Origin of the sequence: Aeromicrobium sp. (assembly GCF_014378035.1) — a bacterium.
In the GTDB taxonomy this organism is placed as follows: domain Bacteria; phylum Actinomycetota; class Actinomycetes; order Propionibacteriales; family Nocardioidaceae; genus Aeromicrobium.
This window is the reverse complement of the sequence record NZ_JACMOM010000229.1, coordinates 1-13,606: the sequence shown is the minus strand read 5'-3', so window position 1 is coordinate 13,606 and position 13,606 is coordinate 1. Positions and strand designations below refer to the sequence as shown.

The following is a 13,606-nucleotide window of genomic DNA, read 5'->3' as shown; positions in this document are numbered from 1 at the left end:
TGCAAGTAGCGCAGCGTGTCGTCCCACTCGATCCCGGTGGCGGGGTCCGCGCCGCGGACGGCTCCGAGCATCTCGGAGGCGAAGAGCACGTTGTCTGCCGGCACTACGTCGAGCAGCAGGTTGATGCCGGGCTGGTGGTAGACCGCAGTGGCGAAGAAGACGTTGCGCCAAAGGCCGGCCGGGTCCTGCCAGCCGTTGCGCATCGCCAGACCACGGAAGCGGCCCCAGTGGTAAGGCACCGCGCCGCCGCCGTGCGGGATCAGCAGGCGAAGCGTCGGGAACCGCTGGAACAGGTCGGACTGGAGCAGCTGCACGAACACGCTCGTGTCGGCATTGAGGTAGTGCGCGCCGAGTGTGTGGAAGTTCGGGTTGCAGGCGGTCGAAACGTGCACCATTGCCGGGGTGTCGAGCTCTTCGAGGGTCTCGAAGACTGGGAACCACGACGGATCGGTGAGCGGCTTACCGGCCCAGGTGCCAGACGGGTCCGGGTTGAGGTTGACGCCGACGAACCCAAGCTCGCCGACAGTTCGACGTATCTCCGCGACGACGCTGTCGAGGTTGCCCCCCGGGGTCTGTGGCAACTGGGCCACCGGGGCGAATGTCTCGGAGTAGAGCTCGGCGACTCGATGCACTAGATCGTTGGAGGTACGCGCCCAGGTGGTCGCGAGTGCGGGGTCGGGCACGTGGTGCTCCATCCCCGACGCCTTGGGGGAGAAGAGCATGACGTCCCCGCCGCGCTCACGCAGGACGCGGAGCTGGTTCCTCTCGACGCTGTCCCGCAGTTCGTCGTCGCTTATGTGAGCCATCGCCGCCTGTTGCCCGGCAAGCTGGGTGTTGCGGAAATCCTGCAGCTGCGGTGGTGCGGTCGTGTAATGCCCGTGGATGTCGATGATCACCCGTCGCTGCCCTTCTCGTGCTCCTTCAACCAGTCGGCGTGGTCGAGGTACCGGACGCCGGCCTGGTCGAGCATTTGGCGCATGTTGTTGACGTCGAGGGCGATCTCGCCGGCGAGGTAGCGGGCGCGGGCGCGGGCCTCCTTCTCCTCGCGGGCCTGGGCGGCGGCCACGACGGCGGCCGCGTTCCGGCGAGGTACGGCGACTACGCCGTCGTCGTCAGCGACGATCACGTCGCCGGGCGAGACGATGCGGCCGGCGATGCTGATCGGCACGTTGACATCGCCGAGCACACCTTTGCTGCAGCCTTCGGCTGATACCGCCTTCGCCCACACGGGGAAACCCATCTCGTTGAGGTCGGCCACGTCGCGGACGCCGGCCTCGATGATTAGCCCGCGGACGCCGCGGGCTTTCAGCGTGGTGGCGAGGAGATCGCCGAAGTAGCCCACGTCGCACGGGGCGGTCGGCACGACGACGAGGATGTCGCCGTCACCGCACTGCTCGACAGCGACGCCGATCATGGTGTTGTCCCCGGGGGCCACCGTCGCGGTCACGGCGTTGCCGGAGACTCGCACGCCGCGCTGGATGGGGCGGAGGTGGGACCCCAACAGGCCGGTACGGCCCTGAGCCTCGTGGATGGTAGCGATGCCGTGCTGTCCCAAGGCATCGACCGCCTCGCGGTCGGCATGAGGAGGGTTGGTGACGACGATCCCGGTCAACGCTGGACCGCCCCTCCGGGTTGCCCGATGAGGTCAGGCATCATCGAGACGTGGATCGCGTCTTCGTCGGTCTCCCCGGCGAGTACGCGGATCGCGTGGTCGACCTGGTCGATGCCGTAGCGGTGCGTGGCGAGCTTCTCCAGGGGGAACCGGCCGGATGCGAGCTGGGCGACGGCGAGCTCGCACGCTTTGAAGGAATGGCCGCGTGCGCTCTTGATCGTGATCGCCTTCTCGGTGATCAGCTTGATCGGGAAGTCCGGGAACGCCGCGAGCTCGCCCTGGACGAGAAGGGTTCCCTCGCGGCGCTTCAGGACGTCGACCCCGAGGAGGACGGGCGCCGTGCCTGCGCGGGAGGTGCAGTCCAGGACGTAGTCCACGCCGCGGCCATTGGTGAGGTCCATCACCTTCTCCCTCGGATCCTCGGTGAGGACGTCGATCACCTCGTCGGCGCCAAGCTCCTGGGCTAGCTCGAAGCGCGCCTTGTCGCGGGTGGTGCCCGAGACGATGATCTGCGCCGCGCCGGCCTGCTTGACCGCGACTAGTTGGGAAAGCCCCTGCTGGCCAGGACCCTGGATAAGGACCGTGTCGTTATAGCCGACGCCTGCAGTGATCAGCGCCCACTCGATCCCGTTCGACAGTGGCATCACGAGGCCTGCCTGCTCAGCGGTGACGGTGTCCGGAATGCTGTGAAGCACGGCGTTCCAGGGCAGGTACATGTATTCGGAGAAGCCGCCCCAGAGCGTTCCCGGATTGGCTGCGGAGGTGTAGCCGAATCGCCGGGCGTCGGGGTTGGTGCGCCAATCGGTGGCCTCGCAGTGGCGGTACTCACCGATGCGGCACCACTCACAGTTGAAGCACGCGACGTAGTGCTCGACGAAGACACGGTCACCCTCCTCGAGGCCGTGACGTGCTCGGAACTTGGCGCCCGCCTCGGCGATCACGCCGACATTCTCGTGCCCCATGATCACCGGCCCCTCGGTCGCGGGGGTCGTCGGCGGATTGGCGTAGAGCTTGACGTCCGTGCCGCAGATGCCGGCCACCTCGATCCGCAGGAGTGCGGAATCCGCGTCAATCTCCGGCAGGTCGAACTCGCGCAGCTCGGTAGTGCCCGGTGCAGTGCGGACGGCCGCGCGGACCTTTGATGTCATGGCGTTCCTCACCTATTGGCAGAATGGTCTGACCAACATAACATTCGAGCGTGAGGTGGGTCACCACCCCGCGAGCCGGAGAACAGGACCCGACATGACCCATTTGAGGACGCTCACCCGAGCCCAGGGTGCCACCAAGGCATTGATCGCCCACGAGGTCGAGCCTGTCGGATGGAACCTGACCTTCGCCGACGAGCCGGTGCTGGCAGGGGGTTTCCGCAAGATGGTGCGCGGCCTGGAGTACGACGTCGCCGAGATGGCACTGACGACATATCTCGCGGCCAAGGAGCACGGCGCCCGGTTCACTGCCCTGCCGGTTCCCCTTGTCCGGGACTTCCACCACATGGCCACCCAGGTGCTCGCGGACGGTCCCGTCAAGATTGCGGCCGACCTGAGCGGGAGGCGGGTGGGCATCAATCGCGGCTACACGGTGACCACGGGCGTGTGGGGCCGGGCAGAGCTCGCCGGCGCCGGGCTCGACCTCACGACCGTGACGTGGGTGCGCTCGGGCGACGAGCACGTGGCCTCATACGTCCCGCCGGGCAACGTCGAACAGGCGCCCGAGGGGCACAGCCTGGAGGAGCTCCTGCTGACGGGCGAGCTCGACGCCGTGGTCGGAGCGGGCATCGACCACGCGGAAGTCGTCCCGTTGCTGGCGAGCTCGCCGGCCTGGGAGCAGCGCCGGATCTTCCCGATCAACCACCTCGTCGTCGTGCGTGACGACCTCGTCGCTGAGCACCCGGGTCTGGCGACGGCGGTGTTCGACGCCTTCGCCAACGCCAAGAGTGCGTACGTCGACCAGCTGCGGCGCGGACTTCAGGAGACCAGGCAGGACGCGACGCTACGTCGGGTCATGGACGCCACGGGTGCCGACCCGCTGCCCTACGGCGTCGAGCCGAACCGCGCTGTGCTCGAGGAACTCATGGCTCACGCGGTCGCGCAAGCCATCTTGACCCGGCCCCTGGCCGTCGAGGAAGTCTTCATCGACGAGACCTTGGAACTGGTCGGATGACCCGCATCGCCATCGCTGCCGACCACAGTGGCGTGGCGCTCAGGGCTCACTTGATGCAGCGGCTGGGGGAGCGCAGCCATGTCGCCGAGGACCTGGGCGCCGACAGCACCGAGGTCACGACTATCCGGAGCTTTGCGTCCCGTCGGCAGTCGGGTGACCAGCGGGGCGGCCGACGTTGGCGTCATGATCGGGGGCAGCGGCCAAGGAGGTGATCGCCCTCCACACGTTGGTGGGCGTCCGTGCTGGCCTGGCCTTCTCCGCTACGCCGTGACGATCTCGCGCGGCAACAACGACGCCAACGTGCTGGTGCTCGGTGCCAACCTGAGCACGGACGCCGACGTCGAGGAGCTGCTGGAGCTCTGGTTGGCGACACCCTTCAAAGGCGGCGTACATGCCGAGCGTCTCGCCCAGATCGGCCGACTCGAGGCTGGCCGATGACGCGAACACCGCCGGTACGGAGCTCGAGCCCGGCGGCCTCGACGTCGCTGAGACGCTCAAGCGCTTGGATGAGCATCCGCAAGGTGTTGCCGTGGGAGACGACCAGCACAGTCTGGCCGGCGTCGAGCGCGGGGAGCAGTTCGTCGTCCAAGTAGGGGCGGAGCCGCAGGCGAACGTCGGCCAGGCTCTCGGCCCTGCCCGCTGCATCGGCCGGCGGCCGGTCGTGGATCCCCCGCCTCCATCGGGCGACGCGGGCAGCGCCGTACCGCTCCGCGGCCGCTGCCCGGGACATGCCTTGGAGGATTCCGTAGTGCCGCTCGTTCAACCGATCGGTGCGGAGCACAGGCACGTCCGAGCCGCAGCACGCGTCGAGGACAAGGTCGGTGGTGCCGAGTGCCCGCGTCAGCAGGGACGTGTGGGCGCTCGTCGGCACGATTCCCTCGCTGCGCAGCCAGCTCCCGGCTGACCGGGCCTCCTGACGACCGGCCGCGGTGAGCGCGACGTCTGCCCAGCCGGTGAAGCGGTCGTCGGCGTTCCACGCGCTTTCGCCGTGGCGCACGAGGATGAGCACTGACGGCCCTAGTGCTGTGCCAGGAAGTCGAGCACTCGATGCTGGGAGGCTGCCGGCGTCTGGTCCGCGACCGGGACGTCCCAGTAGTCCGTGACCGGCAGGCACTCCTGGAGATGGCGAGCGGCCGAGCGGGTGTGCGAGGCGTCCTCGCCCGGCACGATGAGCGCCGGTATGTCGAGCACGTTGAGGTCCTCGGGCTCGACACCGGGCACCGTGTCCCGGTCGAAGAGCACGCGCGAGGTGCCGCTCACGATGGCAAGGTAACGCTCGAGGTCTGCGGCGGCGTAGGTCTGGGCGAACTCGTCGTCGGTGCGCAGGACCGCTGCCCAGGGACCGACCCGCGGGTCTTTGCTGAACCCGGCGCCGGACTGTCGCGCCAGGTCGATGACGGCCTGCAGCCCGTGCTCGACCACGAAGCCGATGTGCCGGTGGAACCGCAGGTGCTGGGCTGCGCGGTAGGTGTAGCCGCCCGCGGGCGAGAACAGCACCATGCTCCGCACCCGGTGGGGGTGGGCGACGGCGACAGCGGCCGCGGTCGAGCAGCCTACGCAGCCGCCCATCGTGTGCGCGCGTTCCACACCGAGGTGGTCGAGCAGGGCCACGGCCTGGTCGACGTACTTGTGCCAGGAGAGACGCTCCAGACGGCCGCCGGACTGGCCGGACTCGCGGCGGTCGAACACGATGCACGTGTGCTGCCGCGAGAGCGCCCCGACGAATCCGAGGTCCTTGTAGCGCCCGAAGGTGGTCCAGTTCCCGAGGCTGGAGTCGAAGCCGCCGGGGCTGAACATGAGCAGCGCCGGGCCCTCGCCGATGGTCTGGTAGCGGGTCCTGATGCCGTCGAGGTCGACGATGGGCATGGGTGCTCCTAGTGCGGCACGTGGGGTGGGCTACTTCTGGCCGCGCAGCTTGCGCGCGCCACGGACGTCGGCGGCGCACTCGACGAGTGCGTCGTAGGCGATCTTTGCCACATTGGCATAGGTGTCGGGATCCCGGTCGACGTTGACGGCGTCGTAGCCAATCGCGGCCGTCACCATCCGGATGCGTCCGTCGAGCCAGGGGCCGCCCCCGAACCCGCCCAGCACGGGGATGCCGACCGCCTCGACGACCGGCGGGCCCACGACCGGGCCGGAGTTGGTGAAGTTCAGGGCGACCGCGCCGGCCTCCTCGAGTCGCTCAGCTTCAATGACGAGGGCGGACAGCATCTCGTCGGGGAGCTGCGCGGTGCTGGCCGCGGAGTAGTCGATGCCGTACTTCAGGGAGGTCTGGGGTGTGATGCCGAACTGCGCGAACACCGGGATGCCGGCGCGGGTGATCGCTTCCACGGCCTCGGGGTAGTCCGAGGCGCCGTCGAGCTTGACCATGTCGACCCCGGCCTCCTTGACCAGCCGGATAGCTGCTTCGACCGCGGCCGCTGAACCGCTTTGCAGCGGCCCGAACGGGAAGTCGACCGAGAGCAGTGCGCGACGGACGCCGCGTCGCACGGCCTTCGCGACGACCAGGAGCTCGTCCATGGTGATCTCGAGTGGATGTGGCTGCCCCCACAGGTTCACCCCAACCGTGTCGCCGACTGAGATGATCTCCGCGCCGGCGCGGTCGGCCAGCTGTGCCATCTGGTAGTCCCAGGCGACGAAGCAGACGCTTTTCTCTCCCGCCGTCTTCATGGCTTGCAGCGACGGGACGGTGACCTTGGGGCGGGCGGCGCTCATGCGCGCGTGGCCAGGAGGAGCTCGATCAGGTCGTCCGGCTCGGCTGGGACGAGCAGTACGCGGGCGTAGGGGCGCAGGTGTTGGAGTGCCTCGCTGTTGAGCTGGTCCGGCGTCATGGCAAGCCCCGCGGTCATGATGCCGAGGTCGTAGCATGCTCGACCGATGTGCGACACGGCCGCGGCGTTGGCTCCGGAGACTGACACCATGATCAGGGTGTTGGACTCGGAGATCTCGTCCGTGAGAGCCACGTCCTGGCCGTCCATCGTTACCAGCCGGTCACCGGGGTCGGTGGTCGAGTAGAAACGCGCTTCACCCCACTGCCCGTCTGCCGCCATTCGCACGATGGCCTCGGCCTCGGGGTCGAGGGCGACGACGCGGGTGTTGCGCGCTGCGGAGAAGGGGTAGTCGATGCGGTAGGCAGCCTCTTTGGCGGTAGTTGCCTGGGCGCAGGCACTTGGCCCGACCGGAATCGAGAGTTTCTCGAACATGGTCGGACCCTAGACCGAGGTGTGTGATTTGCCGGGCTCTGACTTCATCGCCTCACCGATACCGTCGACGAACGACTGGTCGCGGGGGAGTACGACGGCCACGGAGCGGACCCTCTGGTGCTGGGCCTTGTTGCCTACCGGCTCCTGACCGTCCTGCAGGGTGAGCGCCGCCTTGCGGAGCTTTTGCCGGGCCTTGATGATGCCGGCGTCGGTGGCGACCAGTCGTTCCTTGGTCCGGTCGACGACCGGACCCATTGACTCCTGCAACGACGAGTCCTGGAGTGCGATGCCGGCGATGCCGGAGTACGTCTCGCCGCGGCGCTGGGCGTCGCGGTCCATCAGGTAATCGTTGTCCCTGTTGGCCAGCGGACGGTAGGCGGCATCGTTGGCGCTGTGCACGCCCTTGCCCTCGCGCATTGCCTGCACCTCGTCGAGGGTGAGTTCCCGCGTTGGGTGGTAGTCGAAGCTGTATGCCCAGCAGTTCTCGTCGTCGATGGGCACCCAGAAGTGACCGTGGATCGGGTGGTCGCCGCGCGGCGGGACCATGGTGAAGTTGGGTAGCACCCATGGGGTGACGCGCCAGTAGTACGAGTCTTCCTCGGCGTTGCGCCGGGCGGCGATCAGTAGCCCACCCTCGTGGTCGACGACCTCGAAGAACGGCTTGAGGTCGCCGGCGTTGTATTCGTTGCCCTTAGAGCCCATGAACAGCGGGTCCGTGTTGAGGTTGCCGCCGTGGAGGAAGGACACGTGGCTGGAGTCGATGCCACCTTCGAGGGCCTGGAGCCAGTTGCACTCCTGCAGCCGCTTGGAGGTGAAAACCTGCTTCTCGGGGACCGTGTAGGGCTCCCACTCCGGCAGGGGAGGCTGGTGGGCCAGGTCGCCGAGATAGGCCCAGAGGACGTCGCCGCGCTTGGCCAGCGGGTAGGACTTGAGTTTGACGTTGGCGCAGAAGTTGCTGGTCTCGGGCTCGCTGGGAACCTCGATTGCTTGGCCCGTCACGTCGTACTTCCACCCGTGGTAGGGGCATCGCAGGCCCCCTTCCTCGTTGCGGCCGAACCACAACGACGCACCCCGGTGCGCGCAGAACTCGTCCATCAGACCGTAGTTGCCCGAGGAGTCGCGGATAGCGATGAGACGTTCTGACAGAACCTTGACGCGCACCGGGGGACAGTCGTTGTCAGGAAGTTCTTCGGCAAGGAGGACGGGTTGCCAGTTTCGGCGGAACAGGTCACCCATGGGGGTGCCGGGTCCGGTCTGGCAGAGGAGGTCGTTGATCTCGGGACGCAGCATCGTGTGGTTCCTCGTCGAAGATGAGTGGTGGACAGCGTTGCCGGCGGCAGGGGCGGGTTAGGGCTGTGTTGGCGGCACGTCGACGGTGAGGCCGTCGAGCTCGTCGGTCAGCACGATCTGGCAACCCAGACGGCTGGAGTCGCGAAGGTCCGAGACGCCGAGGTCGAGCAGGTCCTCCTCAAGGTCTCCTGGGCCGCCGACCGCGTCACGGAACTCCTCGCGGACCCAGACGTGGCAGGTAGCGCAGGAGTTGTTGCCTCCGCACTCGCCGAGGATTCCGGGTACGCCGTTGCGCAGGGCGGTCGACATCACGCTCTCGCCGCTCACGGCGTCGATCGTGCGCTCGATGCCGTCGCTTCCCGCATACACGACCTTGGGCACAGTAGTTCCCTTTCTGACTAATGGACTAACCATTACTTATGGCGGGGTCCTCGTCAAGCGCTGGACGAAATTGCCGGAGATCGCTCGACCCGAGCGGGCGGTGACCCGCGGCCTGGTGGCCAGGTCACGGTGGGTCCGGCCCGAGCGGACCTGCTGTCAGAAGATGCGAGTCTTGGGGGGCCGCGTTCGGGGAACTAGCGCGGTGCCGCCTTGGAGAGGAAGCGCCAGGCAACCGCGGTGGTGGCGAGTGAGGCGCCGGCCCCCAGACCGACGGCAGCTCGGGCGCCGAGCTGCTCGGAGACCCAACCGATGAGCGGCCCGCTGACCGGTGACGTCCCGTTGATGGCCATGATCAAGAGGGAGATCATGCGGCCCCGCACTGCAGGGTCCGCCTCGAGCTGAACGAGTGATGTCGCCAATGCGCGGAAGGTTGTCGCGGCGGCGCCGAGGATCACCATCGCTACCAGCGCGAGTGCGAGGCCGGGCGCTGCGGCGACCAGGCACAGTGCGATGGAGAACGCCGTGCCCCCGATGAGGAGGGTGCGTGAGGTGGCGACGAGGACTCCAGCGAGCGACAGGCTGCCGATGACGGCGCCCGTGCCCATGGCGGCGAAGAAGAACCCGATCATGGCGGGGTTCGTGGAGTGCTCGCGTGCAAGCAGGGGCACCGCGGTGGTCCACTCGTAGGCCACCAGACCCGTGAGCGTCATCAGCCCGAGTGTCGCCGCGATGACCGGAGTGCGACGTGCGTAGACGAGGCCGGCCCTGAGCGCACGGGGTTCGGCTCCGCCGAGGTCACGTGTTTGGATCTCGCTGGGCCGGATCCGCCGAAGCGCCAGGATCATGACGAAGGACGAGAAGGCGTTGAAGGCGAAGCACGCGCCGACGCCCACGAGGCTGATGCCGATCCCTGCTGCTGCAGGGCCGAGCACCTTGCCCGCATTGAACATGGTGGCATTGAGTGCGACCGCGTTCGTGACGTCGCGGGCAGGCACGATGTCGGCGGCGAAGGTGTGCCGCACGGGCTTGTCGAAGGCGTCGACGACGCCGAGGACGACGGCCAGCGTCATGATGACGGGGACGGTGAGGTTGTCGAGCCATGCGAGCGTGGCTAGGGCCAGCGCTAGAACTCCTGTGGACACCTGCGCCCACAGCAGCATCGTGCGTCGGCTGATTCTGTCGGCAAGCAGTCCTGCCCAAGGCGTGAGGACCAGTGTGGGCAGCTGTTGCAGCCCGGCTGTGATCCCCAGCAGCGTGCCCGATCCGGTCAGTTCGAGGACCAGCCAGACCTGGGCGATCTTCTGGACCCAGTTGCCGATCGTCGAGATGGTCTGGCCGGTGAAGTAGAGCCGGTAGGCGCGGTGCCCGAGTGAGCGGAAAGTCGTCTCGAGATAGCTCACGCGCGATCGGCCAGGCGGATCAAGATGCCGATCGCGCCGAGCAGGAGGGCCAGGTCGGCCTCTCCGAGCGACTCCATGCGTAGGCGGAGATAGTCATTCGACTCCCAGGCCAGGTCCGCGAGCAGCGTCCGGCCGCCGCCCGAGATGCCGATGATGCTGCTGCGAGCATCGCTGTCGTCCTCGGTGCGAACGACGAAAGCGCGTGCCTCGAGGCCGGCAACCAGGCGGGTGACCGTGGACTTGCTGATCTGTTCGCGACGAGCAAGCTCGCCGAGGCGGAATGGGCCGTGGCGATCGAGTGTGAAGAGGGCGGAGTACTGCGACGGTGTGACTCCTCCGCCTCCGCTACCGGTGCTCTTGCGCAGTTTGCGTTCGAGCCGGATCACCGCGAGGCGCAGATCATCGACTTGGCGCGGCTGGAGCGAGGGGCCCATGAGCAGATAGTACGCGATGCGTACTATCTGGGGAGCTCGGACTATGGTTCAATGGTCCTACCAAAGGATAGGGGACGTCGTGTTCAGTGATGGAGTTCTGATCGTCGGCGCCAGCCAGGCCGGCGCGCAACTCGCGACCTCGTTGCGTGACCTCGGCGCGTTGTGTCCCATCACGCTTGTCGGCGCCGAGCCGCACCTGCCCTACCAGCGGCCGCCGCTGTCGAAGGCTTTCCTGTCCGGCAAGGTGTCAGCAGACGAGGTCCTCCTGCGTTCGGCCAGCTACTACACCGAGCGCGACATCGATGTCGTCACAGGGCAGTGGATCGAGAGCATTGAGGTCATTGGCTCAGGAGGCACGGCGACCAGCGCACGTGGGCGCACCTTTGCCTTCGATCAGCTCGCGCTCACTGTCGGTGGGACCCCGCGTCGTCTCCATGTCCCTGGAGCCGACCTCGGCAACGTGTTCTACCTACGCGACCTGCCGGACGCTATCGCCCTTCGTGACAGCATTTCCGCAGCCGACCGAGTGCTGATCGTCGGCGGCGGGTTCATCGGCCTTGAGGCAGCAGCGGTAGCCAACGCCATGGGTAAACAAGTCGTGGTTGTCGAGGCGCTTGACCGGTTGATGGCACGAGCCATGGCGCCCGTCGTGTCCGACTTCTACCTCGATGCCCATCGGCGACGGGGAGTGTGCGTGATGCTCGGCACCGACGTCGTCGGCATGTCCGGCAACGGCACCGTGTCCTCTGTCGAGTTGTCTGACGGTTCGAGCCTGCCAACGGACCTCGTTCTAGTGGGAGTCGGACTCGCTGCCCATACCGAGCTGGCCGAGCAACTCGGGATCGAGGTCTCAGGCGGCGGCATTGTTGTCGACGAGCAGGGGCGCACCAGCCGGACTGCCGTGGTCTCTGCCGGCGACTGCACCACGTTGCGAGCGGCGGGCGGGCTTCGGCGGATCGAGTCGGTCGCCAACGCCATCGCTCAGGCCCGCGCCGCCGCGGCAACGCTGGCGGGCGTCCCCGGCCCGCCCCTGGCGGTTCCGTGGTTCTGGTCCGACCAAGGCGACCTGAAGCTGCAGACAGCCGGACTCAGCGCAGGCTTCGACGACGTCGTGCTGCGTGGCAACCCTGAGAGCGAACGGTTCGCCGCGCTCTACTACCGTCATGGCGAACTGATCGCGATCGACGCCATCAATGCGCCGCGCGACTACATGGCCGTGCGCAAAATCCTCGAGTCCCGAGGCTCAGTGCCACGAGAAGCCGCGGCTGATTCCACCCTCGCACTCAAGAGCTTCATCCGCGCCTGAGCGGCGCATGGCGGTTCTCGAGCCGGGACGTCGCGACGGGCGCGTCGGGTCCGGCCCACGCGTGCCGCGTCTGATGGAAACTCTGCTGAACCGGCACACGTCCGCTGGTTGGTGCCCGCATCGTTTGAACCGCGCGGCGAGAGCGCCACACGGGTTCGGCGCGCTTCCCCGGTGCGGCATGGCCCGGTCTCGCGACGGGGATGCGGACCCGGGATAGATTGGCTTGCCCGTCGGTCGCGGCCGCCCGGCGGGTCATCGACGGTTTCGGGTCGGCGTCGTTCAGTCGTCCGGGTCTGGCCGCGGGCCGCAGCCGCGGATCCGGTTGAGTGCGTCGAGGTTCTTTTGGTCGGCGTCGGGCAGTGCATGGAGGGACTTCTGGGTGGTGGTGATCTGGGCATGACCCATACGGTCCATCACGGACTTGAGGTCGGACCCTCCGGCCAGGAGCCACGATGCGTGGGCGTGGCGCAGGTCGTGGACGCGGACGTGGAAGTCCACGCCGGATGCTGCGACGGCGGGTCGCCAGACGCGGGTGCGGAAGGTGTTCCTCGAGAAGGGGGTGCCCTCGCGGGTGGCGAACAGCAAGTCACCGGCCTTGAGGCCCCGTGTCGTGATCGAGTCTGCGAGCTGGGGGACAAGGTCGGGTGGCAGGCCCATGGTGCGGGGTTCGTTGTCCTTGGGGTAGGGCTTAGTCAGCATCCGTTGGCCGGTGGGGGAGTTCTTGATCGACACCTCGACAATGGTCGCCTCGACGGTGAGCCTTCCCGTCTCGAGGTCGAGGTGGCGAGGTTTGAGCGCGATGAGCTCGCCCCACCGCAGGCCGGTGTTGATCGCGGTCTCCACCATCAACCGATGCTGCGCCGGCAGCGCGGCGAGGATCGCGTCGTACTCCGCAGGCGTGAGGGTGCGGCTCTTCTTCTTGACCCTCTTGGGCAGCTCGGTACGCGCACACGGATTGAACGTCACGACCCGGTCGACCAGGGCGCGCTCGAACACCGACTGCAGCATGGTGTGGTACTTGCCCACCGACGCGGCGGAGAGGCCGTTCTCGGTCGCGGTGGTGACCGAACGTTGCACTTCGGAGGGCAGAATCTTGCCCATTGGGCGACGGCCGAAGGTGGGGATGAAGTGCTTGTCCAGGTAGGACCGGTACGCCGCGCGGGTGGAGGTCTCGACCTGCTTGGAGAGCAGCCACACGGTCTCGACATACTCAGCGAACGTGACCTCGCCTCGGGAGTGATCGTGCCAGGCGCCCTCGCGGACTTTGGCGTCATCCCGGTTGGCGGCGCGTTCGGCGGCACGGCGACTGGAGAAGGTGCCGGCGGAGCGTTGTCGACCTTCGGGGTCGCGGTAGCAGGCCACGAATCGTTTGTCGCCGTCGTCGGTTATGCGTTCTTTGATCCAAGCCATGGGTGCCTCCCGAGACTTAAGAATGGTGATGTCCGCGCAGTGTCCGCAAACGTTGCCCCGAAGGCCAGTGAAGGTCGGCGAAGGTTGGCGGGAACTGAATGTGCCTTTGAACTGGGACTTTACCCTCACATTGGCCTAGAGTAGAGGTGAATGTGAGCCGCCATGTGAGGCTGATACGGCACTCATAACCCAGAGGTCGCAGGTTCAAATCCTGCCCCCCGCTACAAAGTAAAAGTGGAGGCCAGAGGCGGTTTTGGGTGAGATCCGTAGCCCCCCTCTGGCGTTTCTTGTCCGCAGTTTGTCCGCAGCTGTCAGCAGCCGGTATAGGGATCGTGGCTGCGAGGGCTGCCGACGTGGCCGCCGAGGCGTCGTACACGAATCTGGATGCGCCGGGACAGCCCTGGACGAGT

Annotated in this window: 15 protein-coding genes; 3 read left to right on the top strand and 12 right to left on the bottom strand. The window is 67.3% G+C overall.

The window, feature by feature from the left end; all coding sequences use genetic code 11:
- The 3 genes from H7290_RS11925 to H7290_RS11915 form a co-directional block, all read right to left on the bottom strand.
- Positions 1-896 (bottom strand): amidohydrolase family protein (locus H7290_RS11925; RefSeq protein ID WP_290514237.1); only part of this gene is annotated, 896 nt, incomplete at its 3' end.
- Complete coding sequence (locus H7290_RS11920; RefSeq protein ID WP_290514236.1) at positions 893-1,612, bottom strand: 4-carboxy-4-hydroxy-2-oxoadipate aldolase/oxaloacetate decarboxylase; 720 nt, start codon at positions 1,610-1,612, stop codon at positions 893-895. The genes H7290_RS11920 and H7290_RS11925, both read right to left, overlap by 4 nt.
- On the bottom strand, positions 1,609-2,760 hold the full coding sequence (locus H7290_RS11915; RefSeq protein ID WP_290514235.1) for an alcohol dehydrogenase catalytic domain-containing protein: 1,152 nt from the start codon (positions 2,758-2,760) through the stop codon (positions 1,609-1,611). The genes H7290_RS11920 and H7290_RS11915 overlap by 4 nt, the downstream gene beginning before the upstream one ends.
- 94 nt (positions 2,761-2,854) lie before the next feature.
- On the opposite strand from H7290_RS11915, the gene H7290_RS11910 reads away from it, so the two are divergent.
- Complete coding sequence (locus H7290_RS11910; RefSeq protein WP_290514234.1) at positions 2,855-3,772, top strand: hypothetical protein; 918 nt, start codon at positions 2,855-2,857, stop codon at positions 3,770-3,772.
- A 78-nt stretch (positions 3,773-3,850) separates the two neighbouring features.
- On the top strand, positions 3,851-4,210 hold the full coding sequence (locus H7290_RS11905) for an RpiB/LacA/LacB family sugar-phosphate isomerase (protein ID WP_366927630.1): 360 nt from the start codon (positions 3,851-3,853) through the stop codon (positions 4,208-4,210).
- Here the strand turns inward: H7290_RS11905 and H7290_RS11900 are convergent.
- The 8 genes from H7290_RS11900 to H7290_RS11865 form a co-directional block, all read right to left on the bottom strand.
- Positions 4,149-4,781, bottom strand: a complete 633-nt coding sequence (locus H7290_RS11900; RefSeq protein ID WP_290514232.1) for a 2,3-bisphosphoglycerate-dependent phosphoglycerate mutase — start codon at positions 4,779-4,781, stop codon at positions 4,149-4,151. The genes H7290_RS11905 and H7290_RS11900 overlap by 62 nt on opposite strands.
- Before the next feature lie 8 nt (positions 4,782-4,789).
- Complete coding sequence (locus H7290_RS11895; RefSeq protein WP_290514231.1) at positions 4,790-5,638, bottom strand: alpha/beta hydrolase; 849 nt, start codon at positions 5,636-5,638, stop codon at positions 4,790-4,792.
- A gap of 30 nt (positions 5,639-5,668) precedes the next feature.
- The gene (locus tag H7290_RS11890) at positions 5,669-6,487 is read right to left on the bottom strand and encodes a 3-methyl-2-oxobutanoate hydroxymethyltransferase (RefSeq protein ID WP_290514230.1); all 819 of its coding nucleotides are present in this window, start codon (positions 6,485-6,487) and stop codon (positions 5,669-5,671) included.
- Complete coding sequence (locus H7290_RS11885; RefSeq protein ID WP_290514229.1) at positions 6,484-6,975, bottom strand: hypothetical protein; 492 nt, start codon at positions 6,973-6,975, stop codon at positions 6,484-6,486. The genes H7290_RS11890 and H7290_RS11885 overlap by 4 nt, the downstream gene beginning before the upstream one ends.
- Positions 6,976-6,984: 9 nt before the next feature.
- Positions 6,985-8,265, bottom strand: coding sequence for a Rieske 2Fe-2S domain-containing protein (locus tag H7290_RS11880; RefSeq protein WP_290514228.1), 1,281 nt, complete (start codon positions 8,263-8,265; stop codon positions 6,985-6,987).
- Positions 8,266-8,322: 57 nt separating this feature from the next.
- Positions 8,323-8,646, bottom strand: coding sequence for a 2Fe-2S iron-sulfur cluster-binding protein (locus H7290_RS11875; protein ID WP_290514227.1), 324 nt, complete (start codon positions 8,644-8,646; stop codon positions 8,323-8,325).
- A gap of 194 nt (positions 8,647-8,840) precedes the next feature.
- Entirely contained in the window at positions 8,841-10,046 is a 1,206-nt protein-coding gene (locus H7290_RS11870; RefSeq protein ID WP_290514226.1) for an MFS transporter, read from the bottom strand.
- Entirely contained in the window at positions 10,043-10,480 is a 438-nt protein-coding gene (locus H7290_RS11865) for a MarR family transcriptional regulator (protein ID WP_290514225.1), read from the bottom strand. Before H7290_RS11865 ends, H7290_RS11870 begins: the two co-directional genes overlap by 4 nt.
- A gap of 79 nt (positions 10,481-10,559) precedes the next feature.
- Here H7290_RS11865 and H7290_RS11860 point away from each other — a divergent pair, with 79 nt between their 5' ends.
- A complete protein-coding gene (locus H7290_RS11860) occupies positions 10,560-11,786 on the top strand; it encodes an FAD-dependent oxidoreductase (protein WP_290514224.1) in 1,227 nt (408 codons plus the stop codon).
- 279 nt (positions 11,787-12,065) lie between these two features.
- Here the strand turns inward: H7290_RS11860 and H7290_RS11855 are convergent, their stop codons facing one another.
- Positions 12,066-13,196, bottom strand: coding sequence for a tyrosine-type recombinase/integrase (locus H7290_RS11855; protein WP_290514223.1), 1,131 nt, complete (start codon positions 13,194-13,196; stop codon positions 12,066-12,068).
- Positions 13,197-13,606 lie beyond the last annotated feature (410 nt).